At 70.9% G+C, this 19,141-nt stretch carries 18 protein-coding genes; 7 read left to right on the top strand and 11 right to left on the bottom strand.

The features are described from left to right. The 3 genes from D7W82_RS21755 to D7W82_RS21745 all read right to left on the bottom strand — a co-directional run bounded on the left by D7W82_RS21755 (window position 1) and on the right by D7W82_RS21745 (window position 2,806). Complete coding sequence (locus D7W82_RS21755; protein WP_199727803.1) at window positions 1-825, bottom strand: SirB1 family protein; 825 nt, start codon at window positions 823-825, stop codon at window positions 1-3. A gap of 85 nt (window positions 826-910) precedes the next feature. After that, the gene (locus D7W82_RS21750; protein WP_014394826.1) at window positions 911-1,186 is read right to left on the bottom strand and encodes a hypothetical protein; all 276 of its coding nucleotides are present in this window, start codon (window positions 1,184-1,186) and stop codon (window positions 911-913) included. Between the two features lie 18 nt (window positions 1,187-1,204). Further along, window positions 1,205-2,806 carry a YiiX/YebB-like N1pC/P60 family cysteine hydrolase gene (locus tag D7W82_RS21745; protein WP_120620182.1) on the bottom strand — a complete coding sequence of 534 codons (1,602 nt, stop codon included), beginning with the start codon at window positions 2,804-2,806 and terminating at the stop codon, window positions 1,205-1,207. A 203-nt stretch (window positions 2,807-3,009) separates the two neighbouring features. Here D7W82_RS21745 and D7W82_RS21740 point away from each other — a divergent pair, with 203 nt between their 5' ends. From D7W82_RS21740 to D7W82_RS21730, 3 genes are all read left to right on the top strand, one after another. Further along, window positions 3,010-3,327: a DUF2795 domain-containing protein gene (locus tag D7W82_RS21740; RefSeq protein WP_120620181.1), complete on the top strand. Its 318-nt coding sequence runs from the start codon at window positions 3,010-3,012 to the stop codon at window positions 3,325-3,327. A gap of 84 nt (window positions 3,328-3,411) precedes the next feature. Further along, window positions 3,412-4,314, top strand: a complete 903-nt coding sequence (locus D7W82_RS21735) for a hypothetical protein (protein WP_120620180.1) — start codon at window positions 3,412-3,414, stop codon at window positions 4,312-4,314. Further along, entirely contained in the window at window positions 4,311-4,754 is a 444-nt protein-coding gene (locus D7W82_RS21730) for a CoA-binding protein (protein ID WP_120620179.1), read from the top strand. The genes D7W82_RS21735 and D7W82_RS21730 overlap by 4 nt, the downstream gene beginning before the upstream one ends. A 79-nt stretch (window positions 4,755-4,833) precedes the next feature. Here D7W82_RS21730 and D7W82_RS21725 read toward each other — a convergent pair whose 3' ends face one another. Both D7W82_RS21725 and D7W82_RS21720 read right to left on the bottom strand, forming a co-directional pair. Then, window positions 4,834-6,435 carry a S8 family peptidase gene (locus D7W82_RS21725; protein ID WP_120620178.1) on the bottom strand — a complete coding sequence of 534 codons (1,602 nt, stop codon included), beginning with the start codon at window positions 6,433-6,435 and terminating at the stop codon, window positions 4,834-4,836. A gap of 143 nt (window positions 6,436-6,578) precedes the next feature. Next, window positions 6,579-7,457, bottom strand: coding sequence for a patatin-like phospholipase family protein (locus tag D7W82_RS21720; protein WP_120620177.1), 879 nt, complete (start codon window positions 7,455-7,457; stop codon window positions 6,579-6,581). A 99-nt stretch (window positions 7,458-7,556) separates the two neighbouring features. Here D7W82_RS21720 and D7W82_RS21715 point away from each other — a divergent pair, with 99 nt between their 5' ends. Both D7W82_RS21715 and metH read left to right on the top strand, forming a co-directional pair. Beyond that, window positions 7,557-8,453 carry a metalloregulator ArsR/SmtB family transcription factor gene (locus D7W82_RS21715; RefSeq protein ID WP_120620176.1) on the top strand — a complete coding sequence of 299 codons (897 nt, stop codon included), beginning with the start codon at window positions 7,557-7,559 and terminating at the stop codon, window positions 8,451-8,453. Then, entirely contained in the window at window positions 8,450-11,965 is a 3,516-nt protein-coding gene (gene metH / locus D7W82_RS21710) for a methionine synthase (protein WP_120620175.1), read from the top strand. Before D7W82_RS21715 ends, metH begins: the two co-directional genes overlap by 4 nt. Window positions 11,966-12,043: 78 nt before the next feature. On the opposite strand, the gene D7W82_RS21705 is transcribed toward metH, so the two are convergent. Genes D7W82_RS21705 through D7W82_RS21695 form a run of 3 tightly spaced genes read right to left on the bottom strand, consistent with a single transcriptional unit; the run spans window position 12,044 to window position 14,289 of the window. Then, window positions 12,044-12,439 carry a hypothetical protein gene (locus D7W82_RS21705; protein WP_120620174.1) on the bottom strand — a complete coding sequence of 132 codons (396 nt, stop codon included), beginning with the start codon at window positions 12,437-12,439 and terminating at the stop codon, window positions 12,044-12,046. 57 nt (window positions 12,440-12,496) lie between these two features. Continuing rightward, window positions 12,497-13,441, bottom strand: coding sequence for a RimK family alpha-L-glutamate ligase (locus D7W82_RS21700; RefSeq protein WP_120620173.1), 945 nt, complete (start codon window positions 13,439-13,441; stop codon window positions 12,497-12,499). Further along, window positions 13,438-14,289, bottom strand: coding sequence for a hypothetical protein (locus D7W82_RS21695; protein WP_120620172.1), 852 nt, complete (start codon window positions 14,287-14,289; stop codon window positions 13,438-13,440). The genes D7W82_RS21700 and D7W82_RS21695 overlap by 4 nt, the downstream gene beginning before the upstream one ends. A 91-nt stretch (window positions 14,290-14,380) precedes the next feature. Here D7W82_RS21695 and D7W82_RS21690 point away from each other — a divergent pair, with 91 nt between their 5' ends. After that, a complete protein-coding gene (locus D7W82_RS21690) occupies window positions 14,381-15,475 on the top strand; it encodes a hypothetical protein (RefSeq protein WP_120620171.1) in 1,095 nt (364 codons plus the stop codon). Between the two features lie 27 nt (window positions 15,476-15,502). On the opposite strand, the gene D7W82_RS21685 is transcribed toward D7W82_RS21690, so the two are convergent. Together D7W82_RS21685 and mutY are read right to left on the bottom strand one after the other, a co-directional pair. Then, a complete protein-coding gene (locus tag D7W82_RS21685) occupies window positions 15,503-15,745 on the bottom strand; it encodes a DUF2934 domain-containing protein (RefSeq protein WP_014394836.1) in 243 nt (80 codons plus the stop codon). Window positions 15,746-15,944: 199 nt separating this feature from the next. Beyond that, on the bottom strand, window positions 15,945-17,135 hold the full coding sequence (mutY, locus tag D7W82_RS21680; protein WP_120620170.1) for an A/G-specific adenine glycosylase: 1,191 nt from the start codon (window positions 17,133-17,135) through the stop codon (window positions 15,945-15,947). A gap of 143 nt (window positions 17,136-17,278) precedes the next feature. On the opposite strand from mutY, the gene D7W82_RS21675 reads away from it, so the two are divergent. Continuing rightward, a complete protein-coding gene (locus D7W82_RS21675; RefSeq protein ID WP_120620169.1) occupies window positions 17,279-18,244 on the top strand; it encodes a PD-(D/E)XK nuclease family protein in 966 nt (321 codons plus the stop codon). Window positions 18,245-18,262: 18 nt separating this feature from the next. Here the strand turns inward: D7W82_RS21675 and D7W82_RS21670 are convergent, their stop codons facing one another. Beyond that, a complete protein-coding gene (locus D7W82_RS21670) occupies window positions 18,263-19,069 on the bottom strand; it encodes a ThiF family adenylyltransferase (RefSeq protein WP_120551524.1) in 807 nt (268 codons plus the stop codon). Window positions 19,070-19,141 lie beyond the last annotated feature (72 nt).

Below are 19,141 nucleotides of genomic sequence, written 5' to 3'. Positions count from 1 at the left end.
TCAGTTGAGCAATTCGGCGCGCTCGCGCAGCTCCCGGGCGGACAGCTCCAGGCGCTCGCGGTCCGGCGCGTCCGGGGACAGCTCCAGGCAGCGCTCCACGTCCTTGAGCGCCGCGCGGAAGGCGCCCAGCGTGGTGAGCAGCGACGCGCGGGTGCGCAGCTCGCCCGGGTGGTCCGGGGCCAACAGCAGCAGCAGGTCCACCACCGCCAGCCCCTGCTGGCTGTCGTCGCGCCCCAGGTACACGCGGCGCAGGTTGGACAGCATGCGGTACGCGATGAGCTCCACCGGCGCGGGCGCGAGCATGGCCCGGTCGAACTTGAGCTGCGGCGCCACGCGCTTGAGCAGCTCCTCGCAGCCGTGCTCCGTGAGGATGTCGCCGTGGTGGAACGGGTCCATCACCAGCTTGTGGTCGCCCGCGTCGCACGCCACCAGGAAGTGGCCGGGGAAGGGGACGCCGTACAGCGGGATGCCCGCGCGGCGCGCCACCTCCAGGTAGAGCACCGACAGCGTTATCGGCAGCCCCACCTTCCGCTCCAGCACCCGGTCCAGGAAGCTGTTGTCCGGGGAGTGGTAGTCGTCCTCGTTGCCCCGGAAGCCCTCGATGTCCGCGAGCACGTGGCGCAGGGCGCGCAACGGGGCCAGGGCCTCGCCCTTTTCGCGCAGGCGCTCCGCCTCCAGCTGCACTCGCGTGGCGAGCGCGTCCAGCGTCCGCAGACACGCCGGAGCATCCAGGTCCTCACGGCCCAACGTCGCGATGGCCAGGGCCGCCAGGTCCAGCCGCGGTGGATCCGCGGCCAGGGAAGACACCAACCGCTCGCGCGCCAGCGGAGGGCCGAAACCAGAGGAAAAGCTCACGGTGCGCACCAGTAACCCACGAATGCTCCTCACGGCAAAAGCAGGCAGGCGGGCGTCAGATGCCCGGGGGTGCCGCGGGCAGCCGGCCCTTGATTTCCGCACGCAGGGCCATCTGGGCTGAAATCAGTCCCGCCAGGATGCCGTCCTCGAACTCGAAGGTCGGGTGCTCCTTCAGCTCGGGGAAGTCGTGCGGGTTGCGCAGCTCCTCCGGCCCGATGTTGGGCACCGCCTCGCGCGCCAGCTTGAGCACCTTCGCCTGCTGCTGGGCAATCATCCGCTCATAGAGGGGGGAGGCCAGGGCCAGGAACTCGTTCGCCGTCTCTTCCGTCATGGTGTGGTGCCTCTAGCCTCACTCTTGGGCGATGTCCCACTTCATCCGCCGGTAGGTGTAACGGAAGGACTCGGCGTTCGCTTCGACGGCGTCCGCCGAGCCCTCCCGCCCGTCCAGGAAGGCGACGAAGTCGAACTGCCGCCCGGGCTGGCCGTACTCGGCGTCGAACACGCGCACGATTTCGTTCGCCGGCAGCGTCCTGCGCCCCGCTACGCTCACCAGGGGGATGTCCAGGCCCTTCATGTCCTTCGACGGGGCGTAGGACTTCCACACCAGCTCCGTGCACACCAGCGACTGATCAGAGAAGAAGTCGAAGTTGAAGTCGTACGGCCGGCCCTGGAAGGTGAAGGCGCGCAGGATGGCGCGGGCCTTGTCCACCTGGGACAGCCGGGGCCGCAGCACGCCCAGGTAGTCCACGTGCATGCCGTGCTCCACTCCGGTGAAGCTCACGCCCTCGCTGATGGACTCGATGATGCGCAGCGGGTCCCCGTGCGCGTCCTTGCCGGTGTACTCGGCCCACTTGGCGGGGAAGGCCTTCGCCAGGTGGGCGGTGAACGTCTCCGGACGGCCGGGCAGGGTGGCCACCCAGGCCTTCACCGCCGGGTCCGCGTCGAAGGTCTGGGAGAGCTCCTGCGCGGTGCCCAGGTAGAGCTCCGCGTGCGGCCAGAAGCCCGGCAGCCCGATGTTGGACAAAAACCAGTTCTGCCGCGCGACCATCACGTCGCCCGGGGCCATGCGCGGCAGGAGCGCCAGCACCTGCTCCCGGGAGATGAGCGGCCTGCCGGAGCGGTGCACGCGCGTGTCGCCCATCCACTCCGCCACCGTCTTCTGCACCGGGAACACCGCCCTCGCGGTGGTGTCCTGGGTGAGATCCGCCGCGGCCTTGGCGAAGAGCACCGGGCCGCGCTTCAAGAGGCGCGAGCGGGCCGTCTTGCTGTCCTGCCGCATGGCCTGGAAGAGCGCGGGGACGCCGGGCTCGTTCAGCACGCCGGACTTCGCCAGCACCGGGTGCAGCGTCGCGCGGTAGCCGTCGCCCGTGAAGAGCTGCGTGCTCGTGCCCACGTGGACGACCTTCTCCTTGAAGCGGCTGAAGGCGCGCGCGGGCAGGCCGTACTCGGGGCCGGGCTCGTCCAGCAGCACCTCCAGCTGCGCCTGGCCCCCGGTGAGGTCCGCGAAGGCCATGCCCTGCGCCAGCTCCGACGCGAGCGCCGCGTGGGTGAGGAGGAAGCCCCAGGCGTGCTTCTTCGGCTGGGTGAGGGCGGGCACCTTGAGGAAGTCCCAGTAGCGCTGGCGCACCACCTCCGTGGAGACGAAGCAGTCGAAGAAGGCGGCCCAGGTGGACACCAGCAGCTGCTTCTCGTCCGGCGTGTACGGCGCGTCCTTGCCGCGCTGGTACAGCGCCTTGGAGCGGAAGGCCTCCTCCCGCAGCCGGCGCAGCCCCTCCGTCCCCTGGCGCAGCGTCTCCAGGTCCCGGCGGGCCTGGGCGACGAAGGCGGCGTCGTCCAGCGCGTAGACGTCGCGCGGGGCCGTGTTGGCGGCCGTGGCGGGGGCAGGAGATGGCGGGTCGGCGGGGGGGCTGGCGAGCGTGAGCCAGGCGGCGAGCAGGGAGGCTGCGGACATCAGGAGGACACTCCGGCGGGCGTTGGCGCCGGGGGACTCTACCCTGAAGCGAACGAGGGCAGGACGGCCGGTCCCTTGGCCGCCCGGCGTCGTAGGAGGTGCCGGGCGGCAGGGTGGCCCGGAGCGGGCGTCATCCCCACGTTGAGGCATGGATGGCCGTCCGGGCACTGGACGCTCCGGGCGCAAGAAAGGTGGAAGACACGATGGCTTACGGAAAGGCTGAGGATCCCTCGCGCTCCATCACCCCGCACCTGGATGGGGTGGAGTACCCGGCGAAGCGCGAGGAACTCGTCGAGGCCGCCGCGGACAACGAGGCCCCGGTCGACATCATCAACATCCTCAAGTCCCTGCCGCAGGAGGAGTACATGCTGCGCGACCACGTGCTGCGCGACCTGGCGGAGGCCGAGCGCCGCTTCGCGATGAACGGCCTGAAGGACGACGATGGCGTGGACCGCGACCGGCGCAACATCGGGCGCGACCGCATCGAGGGTGCCTCCGAGGGCGAGACACGCCACCCCTAGTGTCGACCGCGCGCTGACACTCCACACCAGGACGTTGCAAGACGCTCGCGGGCGCCCTGGCTTTCTGCCAGCGTTCGCGAGCGCATGCGTACGGGCCTCTTGTGGAGCTGTCTCCTGCTGTCGCTGGCTGCCGGGTGCAAGTCCCGGTATCCGCCGCTCAACCCCGCGCCGGGGCTGCCGCCGCCGGTGCGTCTGGACTTCAAGCCCCCCGTGGATCGCCTCCTCACCGAGTCCGTGAGCGCCACCCGCACCCTCCAGCGCAAGGGGCAGCCGGAAGTGCGCGACGAGGCGGCCTTCACCACCGAGACGCGCTTCACCCCGTCCGACGGTGGCTGGCGCGTGGCCCAGGCCGTGCGCACCCCGCGACAGGCGCATGACGGGCACGACGTGCCGTCCCTGTCCGGCGCCGTGCTGGAGCGCTTCACGCTGCGCATGCAGCTGGCGGCGGATGGCACCTTCGTGAAGCTGGTGGGACCGGAGGCCGCGCAGGAGGCGCTGCGGCAGGTGGCGCCCGAAGGCACCGGCGTGCCGGAGGTGGAGCGCTTCTTCAGCCCGGAGTCGCTGGAGATCCGCACGCGCCGCGAGTGGGAGGCGAAGTACGCGGGGCTGCTCCAGCGCAACCTGGTGGAGGGGCAGCGCACCTGGGCGGTGGACTCCGTGGACGTCAACGGCGAGGAGCGCGCCTTCCTGCTGGAGCGCACGGTGCAGGGCACGCGGCTCACGACGTTCGGCGACGCGGTGGTGCTGACGCTGAGGTGCCTGGACGCGCTGCCTCCCAAGGCTCCGGCGGAGCTCAAGGCCGTGTGGGCGGAGGCCGGTTCGCCCGAGCTTTCGAAGGGCGTGACGTGTGAAGGCGAGCAGGTGGTGACGTGGGCCCGGTTCATCCCGGTGCGCCGCCTGCTGAAGGTGAAGGCGGTGGAGGCGGGCGGCACGCTGACGCTCACCACCGAGTCCCAGGCGGAAGCGCTTCAGGAGGAAGGGCCATGAGCCACGACGAGTACCTCATCGAGGATGACGCGGGGGTGAAGCGGGTGGTGCAGGAATCCAGGCGCGTGGCGGTGCTGGGCATCAAGACGGAGGACCACTCCGCCCAGCCCGCGTTCTACGTGCCGGAGTACCTGGCGAAGGCGGGCGTGGACGTGGTGCCGGTGCCCGTCTACTACCCGGACGCGACCGTGATCCTGGGCAAGCCGGTGTACCGGAAGCTGGTGGACATCCCGGGCGACATCGACCTGGTGGACGTGTTCCGCAGGCCCGGTGACATCGACCAGCACGTGGACGACATCATCGCCAAGAAGCCCAAGGCGGTGTGGTTCCAGTCCGGCATCCGCAACGACGCCGCGGCGAAGAAGCTGGCCGCCGCCGGCATCCGCGTGGTGCAGGACCGCTGCCTGATGGTGGACCACCGCCGCTACAGCGGGCGCTGAGAAAGACAACGGCCCTCCGCGCCCGAAGGGCACGGAGGGCCGCGTGGCCGCGCGTGGAGGGCGGCGGCCTTTGTCAGCTTCAGTAGTTGCCGGAGATGACCTTGGGCAGGGCCTTCGCCAGGTCCGGCAGCGGGCCAATCTGCCGCGAGTCCGCCGCCTGCGCCGTGCCGTTGTTGCGCAAGAGGCCGCGCATCTGCACGGACGTCAGCAGCCGGCCGTTGGCCTTCGCCACGCCCTGGGCGCTGACGGCGGCGCCCACGACGATGGGCGACGCGCTGGAGGTGCCGCTGAAGGTGGACGTGTAGTACTGGTCCTCGCCGTAGCCGCTGCCGAAGCGGTCGCCGTAGCCGGTGGTGACGACCTTCTCACCCCAGGCGTGCACGTTCACGCGCTGGCCGTAGTTGGTCCAGCACATGGGCACGCGCGTGGTGGCGGTGCTGGCGCCCACCAGGATGGCGCCCGAGTCGCGCGTGGCCGGGTTGAACCGGCCGCCGTAGGCCGCCGCGTCCAGGTTCGCGCTGCCGTTGCCCGCCGCCTCCACCACGACGACGCCGTTGGCGGTGGCGTTGCGGATGGCGTCGTAGTTGTCCTGCCAGTACTCCATCGCGATGTAGTTGCACTGGGACGTGTTGCACGTGCAGGCCGTGCCGTCCGAGGGGCCGCCCGCGTGCAACTCGATGAGGATGACGCCGCCCGCGCCCGCCGCCGCCGCCGCGTTGGTGATGGCGCTCGCGCTGCTCTGCGCGCCAATGGCCTCCACGCCCGGGGACGCCGCGCTGGCGATGCCCGTCACGCCGTAGGCGTTGTTCGCGCCCACGATTTCACCCATCACCGCGGTGCCGTGGTTGCGCCAGCCCAGGTCGTTGTACTGCGTGCCGCCCACGCGGAAGAACGTGGGGAAGTCCTCGTGGGAGGTGCGCCAGCCACCCTCGATGTCCACGATCTTCACGTTGGTGCCCCGGCCGCCCGTCTGCGTCCACGCGTACGTCGCGTTGATGCCGGAGGGCGCCGCGTTGAGATAGCCCTGGGCGGACTGGTACGCAGGCGTGGTGGGCGGCAGGTCCGCCGCGGACAAGAGCGCGCGCAGCCCCGCCTCCATGGCGAAGTTCACCATCGCCGGCTCCGGGGGCGGCGCCGCGTAGGCCGTCTCCACGCTTCCGACGCGGTTGAGCGCCGCCACCAGGTCCGCCACGGCGTCCGCGGTGGTGCCGGGCAACAGCGGAACTTCGAAGTACAGGTTCAGGTCCGCCAGCTGCTCGCCGCTCGCGCGCTCACCGGACGCCTTGCTCGCGTCCAGCGTGGCCTCCTCCGCCTGGAACACGCGGTCCAGCGCACCGATGCGCGGCGCGCGCTCCAGCAGCGCCACCACCTCCGCCAGGTCCGACTCCACGCGCGCGGAGTCCAGGCGCAGGCCGGACAGCAGCTCGCGCTCCCCCGCGCTCCGCTCGGAAGCCAGGGCGCGCAGCGCGTTGTCGCGCAGGCGCACGTGGCTGCCCTCGTGGAACTTCACCACCAGCCGCTCCACGAACGTGCCCGCGGGCAGCTCCCGCCCCGTGGGCTTGGCCAGGAGCGCGCGCGGCGCCAGCGAGGGAGCGGCGCCAGCAGCGGGGGCCAACGCCAGCAGGGACACAGCCATGACCGCGCCACGCAGGCGGAGCGGGGACAGCGTCGACTTCAGCATGGACTTCCTCCGGGATGAACAACGCCCCCACCATGCCACGCCGGTCTGTCATTCAAATCAGGCTATTCAGTTATTTCTCTCCTGGTGACTTATTCTCGCCTCATTGAACCGGGCGGGCGTGCGCACGGGGCTCCGGTGCCGGCTCAGGGGGTCTGCTCGAAGGGCACGGGGGGCCGGGCCAGGGCGCGCTCCGCGGACAGCCGGGCCTGATCCAGCGCGTCGAAGCCGCGCTCCAGCGTGGCGGGCGTCACCGGCGGCAGGTTGGAGACGACGACGTACACGGGCACGTTGCGCGTCTGGAGCACGGTCAGCTGGAGGCGGAAGTGGTCGCGCCGGAGCGCGGCGGACCCGGCGGCCAGGCCCTGCGGATAGGCCATGGGGCCGCCCACCACCTTGCGCGTCCGGCTGGGCAGGTAGTGCACGAGGATGGCGTCCAGGTCCTTGCCAATGGCGCTCTCCTGCAGCGACAGCGCGGGCGCCTTGTCCACCAGGCCGCCGTCCCAGAACAGCTGGCCGTCCAGCGGCACCGCGCGGAAGAGGCCCGGGTACGCGCAGGTGGCGTGGACGCGCGGGGCCAGCTCCCCGGTGGTGAACGCCTGGTGCGTGCCGTGGGTGAGGTTGGCCACGGTGAGCAGCAGCGGGTGCGGCAGGTCCTCGAAGGTGGACACCGGCAGCGTGTCCTCCAGGAGGCGCCGGAAGCGCTCGCCCTTGAGCAGGCCCGTGAAGCCGTGCCCCTGGGACGCCACGTTCAGCACCGCGCCAATGGGGTCCGGGTCCCAGAAGTTGGCCCGTGTCTGGCGCAGCACCAGCTCCTCCAGCGCCGGCATGGGCATGCCCGCCGCCGCGTACGCCGCCACCATCCCGCCCGCGGACGTGCCCGCGTAGGCGTGGGGCTTCAGCCCGGAGGCGTGCAGCCCCTTCAGGAAACCCGCGTGGCCATAGAAGCCGAAGTAGCCCGCGGAGAGGACCAGTCCGAACCGCTTGCCTTCGAGCAGGGAGTGCAACGTGGAGGAGGGAGCCATTTCGGATTTTTACGGGATGGGTGCATCCCAAGGCAACGCAATGCGTTGGCGGGGCCATTGTGGTTGGGTCAGAGCATCGATATATGTTGATGGCTCGATATGGACGTCCTCTCCCAATCCTTCCGTGTCCTGGGGGACACGACGCGGCTGCGCATCCTGCGGTTGGTGGCCCAAGCGCCGCTGAACGTGACGGAGCTCGTGTCGCTGGTGGGGGTGGCCCAGTCGTCGGTGTCGCACCACCTGTCGAAGCTGAAGGGGCTGGGGCTCATCCGCGAGGAGCGGCAGGCGGGCTTCACCTACTACTCGCTGGCGCTGGAGTCGGATGACTCGCGCTGGCCGCTCGTCCGGCTGGCGCGCGAGGCGGAGGACGCGGCGGGGGACTCCGCGCGGCTCAACGACTTGCTGCGCGCGCGGGAGGACCGGCAGGCGCTCAACGAGCGGCTGTTGGAGCCCGGCCAGTCGTGGTTCCTCTGGGCGGGGGCGCTGGCGTCGCTCTTGCCGCCGCTGGACGTGGCGGACTTCGGCTGCGGCACGGGCGTGTTCAGCCGGGCCATGGCGCGGTGGGCGCGGCACGTGTGGGCCATTGACCAGAGCGAGGACGCGCTGTCCCAGGCCCGGACGCTGGCCCAGCGTGACGCGCTCACCAACATCACGTTCCTGCGCGAGGACCTGCACCGGCTGTCGCTCAAGGGCGGGGGCATGGACCTGGTGGTGATTTCGCAGAGCCTCCACCACGTGGAAGCGCCCGCGGCGGTGGTGTCTGAAGCCGCACGCCTGCTCAAGCCCGGCGGGCGGCTGGTGGTGCTGGAGCTGCTGCCGCACGAAGAGAAGTGGGTGCTGGAGCGGTTGGGGCACCGGCACCTGGGCTTTTCGCCCGAAGTCCTGGAAGCGGCCCTTCGCGAGGCCGGCTTCACGTCGTTCACCCGCGAGACGCACGCGCGCGACGGGGCCAGTCCCTTCCGCGTCTTCCTGCTGACCGGAGTCAAACCGTCATGACGAGCCACATCGCCCACCCCCTGCCGCTTCCCCCCGGGGAGCACGGCCAGCGCGTGGAGGCGCTCAAGGCCGCGATGCGCGAGCGCATCCTGGTGCTGGACGGCGCCATGGGCACGCTCCTGCAGGGCCACCACCTGGTGGCGGCGGACTTCGGCGGCGCGGAGTACGAGGGCTGCAACGAGCACCTGGTCCTCACCCGCCCGGACGTCATCGAGGGCATCCACGCGAAGTACCTCGCCGCGGGCGCGGACGTGACAGAGACGGACAGCTTCGGCGGCACCCCGGTGGTGCTGGCGGAGTTCGAGCTGGGCCACAAGGCGATGGAGATCAACATCGCCGCGTCCCGCCTGGCGCTCAACGCCGCGAAGGCCGCGGAGGCGAAGGACGGGCGCATGCGCTGGGTGGCGGGCTCCATTGGCCCCACCACCAAGGCCATCAGCGTCACGGGCGGCATCACCTTCGAGGAGCTGGTGGACAACTTCGCCGTGCAGGCCGAAGGGCTCGCGGTGGGCGGCTCCGACTACCTCCTGGTGGAGACGGCGCAGGACACGCGCAACGTGAAGGCGGCGCTGCTGGGAATCGACCGGGCCTTCAAGAAGCTGGGCTGGGCGGTGCCGGTGGCGGTGTCCGGCACCATCGAGCCCATGGGCACGATGCTCGCGGGCCAGTCCGTGGAGAGCCTGGCCACGTCGCTGGAGCACACGGAGCTGCTGTACCTGGGGCTCAACTGCGCCACGGGTCCGGACTTCATGACGGACCACATCCGCTCGCTGTCCTCCATGAGCCCGTTCCCGGTGTCGTGCGTGCCCAACGCGGGTCTGCCGGACGAGAACGGTCAGTATCTGGAGTCGCCGGAGATGATCTCCCGGTCGCTCAAGCGCTTCTGTGACAACGGTTGGATCAACGTGGTGGGTGGCTGTTGCGGCACGCACGCGGGCCACATCGAAGCGCTCGCCGCCATGGTGAAGGGCCTCAAGCCGCGCACGGAAGTCCCCAAGCCGCGCTCGTCGCTGTCCGGAGTGGACTACTTGGAGGTGACGGACGAGCAGCGCCCCATCATCGTGGGTGAGCGCACCAACGTCATCGGCAGCAAGAAGTTCAAGGAGCTCATCGTCGCGGGTGCCTTCGACGACGCGTCGGAGATTGCACGCGCCCAGGTGCGGCGCGCGGCGCAGGTCATCGACATCTGCCTGGCGAACCCGGACCGGGACGAGCTGGAGGACATGCGCCACTTCCTGGAGGTGGTGGTCAAGAAGGTGCGCGTGCCGCTGATGATCGACTCGACGGACGAGAAGGTCATCGCCATGGCGCTCACGTACTGCCAGGGCAAGGCCATCATCAACTCCGTCAACCTGGAGGACGGCGAGGAGCGCTTCGAGAAGGTCGTCCCCCTGGCGAAGGCGTTCGGCGCGGCGCTGGTGGTGGGCTGCATCGACGAGGTGGGCATGGCCGTCACGCGCGACCGCAAGCTCGCCGTGGCCGAGCGCAGCTACGAGCTGCTCACCCAGAAGTACGGCATGCGCCCGGAGGACCTGTACTTCGACCCGCTCGTGTTCCCCTGCGCCTCCGGTGACGCGCAGTACACCGGCAGCGGCGTGGAGACGATTGAGGGCGTGCGCCTGATCAAACAGCGCTTCCCGCAGTGCCGCACGGTGCTGGGCATCAGCAACGTGTCCTTCGGCCTGCCCACCGCGGGCCGCGAGGTGCTCAACTCCGTGTTCCTGTACCACTGCGTGCAGGCGGGCCTGGACATGGCGCTCGTCAACTCGGAGAAGTTGGAGCGCTACCCGTCGCTGCCGGAGGAGGAGCGGAAGCTCTCCGAGGACCTCCTCTACAACCGGGGACAGGACCCCGTGACGCCCTTCGCGGCGCACTTCCGCGAGCGCAAGCCCGCGCGCGCCCAGGTGAGCAGCCTGCCGCTGAACGAGCGGCTCCAGCGCTACATCATCGAGGGCACGCGCGACGGGCTCACGGCGGACCTGGACCTGGCGATGAAGGAGATGTCGCCGCTGGACATCATCAACGGGCCGCTGATGAAGGGCATGGACGAGGTGGGCCGCCTCTTCGGCGCCAACGAGCTCATCGTCGCGGAGGTGCTCCAGAGCGCGGAGTCCATGAAGGCGGCGGTGAGCCACCTGGAGCCGCACATGAGCCAGACCCAGGCGGCGTCGCGCGGGAAGATCGTCCTCGCGACGGTGAAGGGGGACGTGCACGACATCGGCAAGAACCTGGTGGAGATCATCCTCGCCAACAACGGCTTCCAGGTGGTGAACCTGGGCATCAAGGTCCCGCCCGAGCAGCTGGTGCTGGCGGTGAAGGAGCACCGGCCGGACATCCTCGGACTGTCGGGCCTGCTGGTGAAGAGCGCGCACCAGATGGTGGCCACCGCGGAGGACCTGAAGCGCGCGGGCGTGGAGACGCCCATCCTGGTGGGCGGCGCCGCGCTCAGCCGCAACTTCGTGGACCGCAACATCGCCCCGGCCTACGGCGGCGGCACCGTGGCCTACGCGCAGGACGCGATGAATGGCCTGGAGCTGGCGAAGCAGATTGTGGAACCGGGCGCGCACGCGAAGCTGCGGGATGACCTGGCCGCGCGGCGGCTGAAGCTGGCGCAGGAGGCGAAGGACCGGCCCGCGCCCGCGGCCCCGGTGCGCCGCTCGCGCAGCACGGAGGTGGCGGTGCTGGACGCGGTGCCGCCCGCGCCGGACTTCGCGCGGCACGTGCTCACCAACACGCCTCTGGACCACATCTGGAAGTTCATCAACCCGGTGATGCTCTACGGCCGCCACCTGGGCCTGCGCACGTCGTCGCGCGCGCTGGGCACCCCGGCGGAGGCGGAGCTGGCCAGGACGGAGGAGGGCCGCAAGGCGCTGGCGCTGAAGGAGGCGGTGGAGGAGCTGAAGACGCTCCTGCGCGGCGGCGTGATGCAGGCGCGCTCGGTGTTCCAGTTCTTCAAGGCGGCCAGCGACGGCGACCGCGTGCTGCTCTTCGACGGCACCACGGGCGAGCCGGTGACGTCCTTCGACTTCCCCCGGCAGGACAAGGACAACGGCCTGTGCCTGGCGGACTACGTGAAGCCGCTGGAGAACGGCAAGCCGGTGGACGCGCTCTCGCTGTTCGTCACCACCGCGGGCTCGGGCATCCGCGAGCTGTCCGAGGGCTTCAAGGCCAGGGGCGAGTTCCTCAAGATGCACGCGGTGCAGGCGCTGGCGCTGGAGACCGCGGAGGGCTACGCGGAGCTTTTGCACACGCAGCTGCGCAGCATGTGGGGCTTCCCGGACCGCGCGGACATGACGATGCTGGAGCGCTTCCGCGCGGAGTACACCGGCAAGCGCTACTCGTTCGGCTACCCGGCGTGCCCGCGCCTGGAAGACCAGACGAAGCTGTTCGCCGCGCTCAAGCCGGAGGAGATCGGCGTGCAGCTCACCGACGGCTGCATGATGGAGCCCGAGGCGAGCGTGTCCGCCATCGTCTTCCACCACCCGGGCGCCACGTACTTCTCCGTCACCTGACGGAGGACGTGGGACGGCGGGGTGACGCACCGGGAAGGGGCTCCATGAGGGCTGACCTTCCCGGGTCCAGCGGGGACGTCAGGCGCGCAGGTCGGACAGGGCGCTGGCGAAGGCGTGGGCGGAAGAGCCCAGGGCCGCGCTGGCCTCCTTGCCCTTCTTCTTCGCCTTGTCCTCGTTGATCTTCCTGTGCGCCTCGTCGCGCGCGTCCTTCTCCTTGTGGATGGCCTTGTCCTCGATGTCCTTGCCCTTGTCGGTGAGGCCGGTGTCGACCAGCTTCTTGCCACCGTCAGCGGCCTTCTTCCCGGTGTCGATGATGCCCATCAGCGACCAGGTCTCGGCCAGCGCCGTCTCCACCGCCTGTCGCAGCTCCCGCGCGCCCTGGCCCACCGCGGGCGCCTCGACGTGCCCCGCCTCCGCCAGCTTCGGCAGGTCCTGCGACGTGATGAGCCCCGCTTCGATGTCGTGCTTCGCCATGGTGTTTCCCCCTGATGATTCCGGAAATTCCCGTGTGTCCGGAATTTTGCAGCAATTCTATCTTAGCGATGCGTGAAGGAAGTCTGCAAGGGCCCGGCTGATGGGCAGGCCGGTGTGCTGCTCGAACCACATGAAGCCGGGGCTGGTGTTGACCTCCAGGCAGACCCAGTCGCCGGGGTCGGAGGAGCCGCCTGGGGGTTCGATGAGGTCGATGCCGGACAGGTCGATTCCGAGCGAGCGCGACAGCCCGCGGCAGGCGTCGGCCACGGGGGTGGGGAGCGTCATCGCGGACAGGCTGACGGTGTGGCCGGTGGCGTCCGGGTGGCGGTAGTCGAGCGCCTGGGTCTCCGCGCGGCAGGCCAGCACCTCGCTCGCGCCCACGACGTGGACCCGGACGTTGGCGCCCGGGATGCGCTGCTGGAACTGGTGCGGGGGCAGCGGGTGGCCGGGGCGGGCCGCGGCGCGGGTCTCCTGCCATGACACCTGCTTCACCAGGGAGCGCTCGTCGCTCACGGACTTGATGATGGGGTCCCCCTCCAGGCCCCGGGTGAAGGACTCCCAGCGCGTCCAGTCCGCGCCGGCCAGGGTGTCCGGCACGCGCAGGCCCGCGGCGAGGATGGCGGCGTACTGACACGGCTTGCTGCCGTTGGACATCATCGCGGTCATGCGGTTGGCCACCGGGCCGGGGAACAGGTCCAGCAGCGCCGCCGCGTGGGCCCGCTCGGCGCGGGCCTCTGGCGTCTGGGAGAGTTCGAGGCCGCCGGTGCCCAGCCGTGAATAGATGCCGGAGAGGGACTCCAGCCCCACGCGCCAGGTGGGAAAGCACACCGCGCCGGTCAGGCGCCCGGGGCCCGGAGGCCCGGGGTGCCAGTCCAGCTCCAGCCGGACCTCGGTGCCCAGGTGGCGCTCGTCCACGAAGAGGTACTCCCGTCCGGTGGCGGCGAGATGCGACAGGAAGAAGGCCGTCAGCAGCTCGTCCACCGGCCCCATGACGAGGATCATCGCGCGTCCCCCCGGGGCGCCAGCAGCTCGCGAGCGAAGGACTCCAGGTGCTCGCGCGCCTCCGGCCTCTCCTCGGCGAGCATCGACTCCAGCTCCTCGGGGAGGGGGGAAAGCTGCAGCGCCGTCCAGGGCGCGGCGTCGGAGGCCTCGTGGGGCACCAGCAGGACCTCCAGGAAGTCGGCGTCGCACGCCCGCGCCAGTTGGAGCAGGTCCGCCTCCAGGTCCGCGGGCGGTGCCAGCCGGGGCTTGTCGTCCTCCAGGCGCCACAGCGTGACCCGCTGTCCCGCCACCAGGGCCAGGTGCAGGGGGCCGGGCGTGGGGACCGTCCACCACACCTGCGCGCGGCTGACCTCCGCCTCGCGGGGCCAGGGCTTCCACCGCCGTCCATCCTCGGGCCGGGGGCCCAGGTGGAAGCGCGGGGGGAAGAGGACGGACGCCTCGCCCCGCGCCGGCAGCCGCTGCGCCAGCAGCCGCCAGAGGGCCAGCGTCCACAGCGGCGCGAGCAGGCCGCGGCGGTTGATGGTGCGTGCGGGGCAGCAGGTGTGGAAGCCGTCGCGCAGCGCCTCGTGCTCGGCGCGCAGGTACTCGCTCGGGGCAGGGGGCGGAGGGCGTTCGGTGAGGCACCAGAGCACGTCCTCACCGGTCAGCTCCGTGTCGCTGGCGCCCTCCGTGTCCAGCATCCCCCCGCGGAACCGGCCGGCCTTCAATTCCAGCCAGGGCGTGGTGGTGGAGCCCCAGGCGGCGGCGGACACCTCGGTGAGCGGCACGCTGGCGCGCAGGGCCTCGGCGCGGAGGAGCTCGCGCAGGAAGGGGAACGGCTCTGCGCCGATCAGGACGAAGCGGGGCATGGGCCCCGTGAGCCTCGCAGGTGGGCTCGCCGGGGAACAATCCCCCCTGCAAGTCCGGCCGCGCTTCCCCGGAAGGGATAGATTGCCCGCCATGCCCTCGCCCACCATCCGTCGCGCCGTCCAGCTCCTGCCCGCGTGTGCCACGACGGGCATTGGCAGCCTGCCGCACACCCAGGTGGAGCTGGGTCTGCAAGCCGCGCTCGCCATGGACATCCCGTTCCTGCCGCAGCTGCCGGTGGGCCACCCGTCCGAGCTGATGATCCCCGCCGCGCTGGAGGGCCTGCCGGGCCTGCGCTTCGACGAGGACGGCGTCTGCACCGTGGACGTGGACGCGTGGAGCGCGGGGCGCGAGGCCTTCGAGAAGCGGCTGGAGGCGGCGCTCGCCTCCGGGGACCTGGAGTCCTTCGAGCCCACCGCGGACGCGTGCCGCGCGTGGAAGCCCTTCCTCTGGGAGGTGGAGCACCGCAAGCTCGCGTTCGCGAAGGCGCAGCTGTCCGGCCCCTTCACGGTGCGCTCCGTGGTGCGCACCGCGACGGGGGAGCCGGTGCTGGCGGTGCCGGGCCTGGACGCGGCGCTGTACCGGCTGGTGATGGTGCGCGCGCTGGCCATGGTGCGCGCCCTCAAGCGCACGGGCACCACGCCCCTGTTCTACCTGGACGAGCCGGGCCTCTACGCCTACGTGCGGATGAACCCGCAGCACCTGTTGGCCCAGCAGGAGCTGCGGCTCTTGGTGGTGGCGCTGCAGCGTGAGGGTGCGCTCGTGGGCATCCACTGCTGCGGCAACACGGACTGGGGCGTGCTGCTGGACGCGCAGGCGGACCTGGTCTCGCTGGACGTGAGGCTGTCGCTGGACGCGATGCTGGAGGAGACGGACGCGCTCAAGCGCTTCCTGGACTCCGGCGCCACGCTGAGCCTGGGCGTCATCCCCACGGACCTGGCGTCCACGTATTCGGTGGAGGAGCTGTCGGAGTCGGTGGAGGCGTCGTTGAAGGCGGCGCTGCCCGACGGCATCGGCTTCTCACGCGCGCTGTCCACGGTGCTGCTGACGCCCGCGTGCGGGCTGGCGATGCGCTCGGTGATGGACGCCGAGCGCATCCTGGAGGAGCTCAAGCAGGCCCAGCGCCGGCTGAAGCGGGCGCTGGAGTCCGAGCGCCCGTCCCTCCAGGGACTTCCGCCCGCGCACTGAAGGCGCGCGGGCGGCCGTCGCGGCGGGCTACTGACGGCCGAGCCGCAGCTCGCGTTCAGCCTGGTGCCAGTCGTGCTCGGGGTTGCCGTGCGTGCCGCCCCGGGCCTGGAAGATTTCGTAGGCGCGGCGGGCAATCTGCTCCTGCGTGGGCGCGGCGGTCTTGCTCGTGGGCGCGCTCGCCGTGGCCACCGGCTTCTTGTCCTCGGTGCGCTCCGGCGCGGCCTTGGGGGCCGGGTTCGGTTGCGACTTCTGCGCGTTCTGACGGGCCATGGGGCTTCCTCCTGGAAAAGGCGACCTGAAGCTTCGGCCGCACCCCTCGCTCGCGGAAGAGACCCAAGGCGTACGGGGTTGCCGGAGCGACATCCCAGGTCGCGAAGTGTTGAGGGACAAACGGGCCATCCCGCTCGGAAAATCCATCAGCGGAAGAGGCCCGGACGCGCGGTCCGGGAGTTGAAAGCCGGCATGCGCTTCAGCGGCCGGCCGCCTTCCGGGCGGGCCGGCTCGCCGCCTTCTTCTTCGCGGGCGCGGTGTCGCCTCCCAGGACTCCGTGTCCCAGCGCCGCGTCGAGCGCGCGCTGCATCGCGGTGCTCATGCCCAGCGCCTCCGCCTCTTGCGGCGTGCACCAGCGCAGCTCCTGGAACGCGGCGGACTTCGTGGGGCGCTTGCCGCCCGTCACGCGCAGCAGCCGCAGCGTGAGGTCGCGGTGGGTGAGCTGCCGGCGCACGCTGTCCAGCGTGCCCTCCAGCGTGAGGGGCGCGCCCAGCGTCGTCGCCAGCCGCTCCGTGGCCTCCGCTTCGGACGTGTCCTCCTCCACCTCCACGGCGGGCAGCTCCCACAGACCGCCGAAGAGGCCCTTGTCGGCGCGGCGCGCGAAGAGGAGCGTGCCCGCGTGCGGCCACACGGCCAGCGCCAGGAACAGCTTGCGGGGCGCGGCGCGCACCTTGGCCGGAGGCAGCTCGTCCACGCGGCCCTTCTTGAACGCGATGCACCCGTCGCGCACGGGGCACAGCAGGCACAGCGGTGACTCCGGCCGGCACACCGTGGCGCCGTGCTCCATCAGCGCCTGGTTGAAGTCTCCGGGCCGCTCGCCCTTCACCAGCGCGGAGGCCAGCGCCCAGAGCGTGGCCTCGCGGTCGCGGTCTCCGGGCAGGCCCTCCACCTCGAAGAGGCGCGACAGCACGCGGGCCACGTTGCCGTCCACGATGGGGGCTTCCTCGCCAAAGGCGATGGAGGCCACGGCCCCGGCGGTGTAGCGCCCGAAGCCGGGCAGGGTGCGCAGCTCCTCCGCCGTGGACGGGAGCCTGCCTCCGAAGCGCTCCACCACCTCCCGCGCGGCCCGGTGCAGGTTGCGCGCGCGAGAGTAGTAGCCCAGCCCCTTCCACCCGGAGAGCACGTCGTCCAGGGGCGCGGAGGCCAGGGCCTTCACCGTGGGAAAGCGCGCGAGGAAACGCTCCCAGTACGGGATGACCGTGGACACCTGCGTTTGCTGGAGCATGACCTCGCTGAGCCAGATGGCGTACGGGTCGCGCGTGCGGCGCCAGGGCAGGTCGCGCTTGTTGCGGTCGTACCAGGAGAGCAGCGGGCCATGGATGGCGGCGTGGCGTTCAGGGGAGACGGGGGCGGGGAGTGCCCCGCTGTCGGTGCGCTTGCGTGGGCTCATGTGATTCTTCGCGGGGGCTGCGCGGCACCATACCCGTACGGTCGGGCGCGCCCGTCGTTTTTACCGACGGCACGGGGCGGTTGTCCGGCCGCCCGTCCCTCTTCTGGCGGGGCGGGCGATCGTCTATAGGATGCCCCGCGTCCATGGCCCGCCCTCCCATCACCAACGACTTCTCCTGGTCGAAGAGCCGCCACGAGAAGTTCTCCGAGTGCCTCCGGGCCTACTACCTCTACTACTACCGCTCCTGGGGCGGCTGGGAGGCGGAGGCGGCCAGGGACGTGCGCGAGCTCTACGTCCTCAAGAAGCTGCACAATCGCTACACCTGGGCGGGCAGCATCGTGCACGAGGCCCTCAAGGACGTGCTGCTGGACTGGCGCGCCGGCCGTGACGTGGACCCCGCGAAGGTGGAGGCGCGCACGCACAAGCTGATGCAGGACGACTTCCGGCACTCGCGCTCCAAGGCCTACTGGACGACGAAGTACCGCAAGCCCTTCACCGGCCTCGCGGAGCACGAGTACGCCGAGGACGTCCCCAACGAGTCCTGGAAGCAGAACTTCGAAACGGTGCGCTCCGCGCTCGCGTGGTTCTTCCAGTCGCGCTGGCCCACGGTGGCCAAGGGGCTCAAGCCCGCGCAGTGGCTGGAGGTGGACGCGGGCTTCGACTTCGCCCACTTCGTCATGGACGGGGTGAAGACCTTCGCCATCCCGGACTTCGCCTACGTGGACGCCGAAGGCTCCGTCGTGGTGGTGGACTGGAAGACGGGCCGCTCGCGCGAGGGCTACGACGAGCAGGTGCTGGGCTACGCGCTCTACATCGCGCAGCGCTACCGCTACCCGCTGGAGAAGGTGCGCGCGTCGCTCGTGTACCTCAACGAGGGGCTGGAGCACGACGTGACGGTGGATCCGTCCGCCATGGACACCTTCCGCCAGCACTTCGCCCGGAGCGTGGACGGGATGCGCGGGCTGCTCAAGGACCCTGGCACCAACACGCCGAAGGAGCCGGAGGCCTTCCCGCAGACGGGGAACCTGGACGCCTGCGCCCGCTGCGTCTTCCGCCGTCCGTGCGGCCGGGAGCCCGCGGTGGCGCAGGCCCGGTCCCAAGTCGCCTGAAGCGCTGCCTGACGCGCGCTACCGCGTGGAGGCGAGCCGGCGCACCACCACGCCCGCGGCGTTCATGCCGAAGGCGGAGGTGACGAAGGCCACGCTGCCGTCAATCTGCGTGCGGTGGTCACAGGTGTGGAACTCGTTGTCCTGCGGGCAGACGCACAGGAAGCCGTCGGTCGCGTCGTCGTAGTTGAGCGGCACCGGCTGCCGGCGCGTCTCGATGGAGTACACGGCGGTGATGCCCGTGTGGCGCTCCGTCTCCACGCCGTACTTGCGCTTGAGCAGCTTGCGGATGTCCTTGGCGAAGGGGTCCATGTGCGTCTCGCTCAGGTCCTCCACGCGGATGGCCGTGGGGTCCAGGCGTCCCGCCGCGCCCATGGAGCTGACCACCGGCAGGCCCAAGCTCACGCACCGGTGCAACAGGTGCAGCTTCGCCTTCACGTTGTCGATGGCGTCCACCACGAAGTCGTAGCGGCCCGCGGGCAGGAGCGTCTCTGCCAGCTCCTCGCGGTAGAACTCGCGCAGGGCCTCCACCTTCGCCTGCGGGTTGATCTCCTGGCAGCGCTGGGCCATCAGCTCCGCCTTGGACTTGCCCACGGACTTCACCGTCGCGTGCAGCTGGCGGTTGGTGTTGGTGACGCACACGTCGTCGTGGTCCACCAGCGTGAGGCGGCCCACGCCGCTGCGCACCAGGCCCTCCGCGGTGAAGCTGCCCACGCCGCCCAGGCCGAACACCACCACGTGCGCGTTGGCCAGCCGCTCCATGGCGTTGTCGCCCAGCAGGCGCGCCGTGCGGTCGAAGCGGCGCGACAGCTTGAAGGGCTTGGCCAGCGACGCCGCCGGCTCGACGGTGTTCGAAGCGGCCGGGGAGGCGGGGGGCGCCTCGGGCTCTGTCTCTTATAC

The sequence above is a fragment of the Corallococcus sp. CA049B genome, from assembly GCF_003611685.1.
In the GTDB taxonomy this organism is placed as follows: domain Bacteria; phylum Myxococcota; class Myxococcia; order Myxococcales; family Myxococcaceae; genus Corallococcus; species Corallococcus coralloides.
Note: the sequence above shows the minus strand (reverse complement) of the source record. Positions and strands in the feature narration are given on the sequence as shown.

Excerpts from the sequence above, each read along its gene's own strand:
- D7W82_RS21750 (WP_014394826.1), bottom strand. The coding sequence starts at position 1,186 with ATGACGGAAGAGACGGCGAACGAGTTCCTGGCCCTGGCCTCCCCCCTC.
- D7W82_RS21745 (WP_120620182.1), bottom strand. The coding sequence starts at position 2,806 with ATGTCCGCAGCCTCCCTGCTCGCCGCCTGGCTCACGCTCGCCAGCCCC.
- D7W82_RS21740 (WP_120620181.1), top strand. The coding sequence starts at position 3,010 with ATGGCTTACGGAAAGGCTGAGGATCCCTCGCGCTCCATCACCCCGCAC.
- D7W82_RS21735 (WP_120620180.1), top strand. The coding sequence starts at position 3,412 with ATGCGTACGGGCCTCTTGTGGAGCTGTCTCCTGCTGTCGCTGGCTGCC.
- D7W82_RS21730 (WP_120620179.1), top strand. The coding sequence starts at position 4,311 with ATGAGCCACGACGAGTACCTCATCGAGGATGACGCGGGGGTGAAGCGG.
- D7W82_RS21725 (WP_120620178.1), bottom strand. The coding sequence starts at position 6,435 with ATGCTGAAGTCGACGCTGTCCCCGCTCCGCCTGCGTGGCGCGGTCATG.
- D7W82_RS21720 (WP_120620177.1), bottom strand. The coding sequence starts at position 7,457 with ATGGCTCCCTCCTCCACGTTGCACTCCCTGCTCGAAGGCAAGCGGTTC.
- D7W82_RS21715 (WP_120620176.1), top strand. The coding sequence starts at position 7,557 with ATGGACGTCCTCTCCCAATCCTTCCGTGTCCTGGGGGACACGACGCGG.
- metH (WP_120620175.1), top strand. The coding sequence starts at position 8,450 with ATGACGAGCCACATCGCCCACCCCCTGCCGCTTCCCCCCGGGGAGCAC.
- D7W82_RS21705 (WP_120620174.1), bottom strand. The coding sequence starts at position 12,439 with ATGGCGAAGCACGACATCGAAGCGGGGCTCATCACGTCGCAGGACCTG.
- D7W82_RS21700 (WP_120620173.1), bottom strand. The coding sequence starts at position 13,441 with ATGATCCTCGTCATGGGGCCGGTGGACGAGCTGCTGACGGCCTTCTTC.
- D7W82_RS21695 (WP_120620172.1), bottom strand. The coding sequence starts at position 14,289 with ATGCCCCGCTTCGTCCTGATCGGCGCAGAGCCGTTCCCCTTCCTGCGC.
- D7W82_RS21690 (WP_120620171.1), top strand. The coding sequence starts at position 14,381 with ATGCCCTCGCCCACCATCCGTCGCGCCGTCCAGCTCCTGCCCGCGTGT.
- D7W82_RS21685 (WP_014394836.1), bottom strand. The coding sequence starts at position 15,745 with ATGGCCCGTCAGAACGCGCAGAAGTCGCAACCGAACCCGGCCCCCAAG.
- mutY (WP_120620170.1), bottom strand. The coding sequence starts at position 17,135 with ATGAGCCCACGCAAGCGCACCGACAGCGGGGCACTCCCCGCCCCCGTC.
- D7W82_RS21675 (WP_120620169.1), top strand. The coding sequence starts at position 17,279 with ATGGCCCGCCCTCCCATCACCAACGACTTCTCCTGGTCGAAGAGCCGC.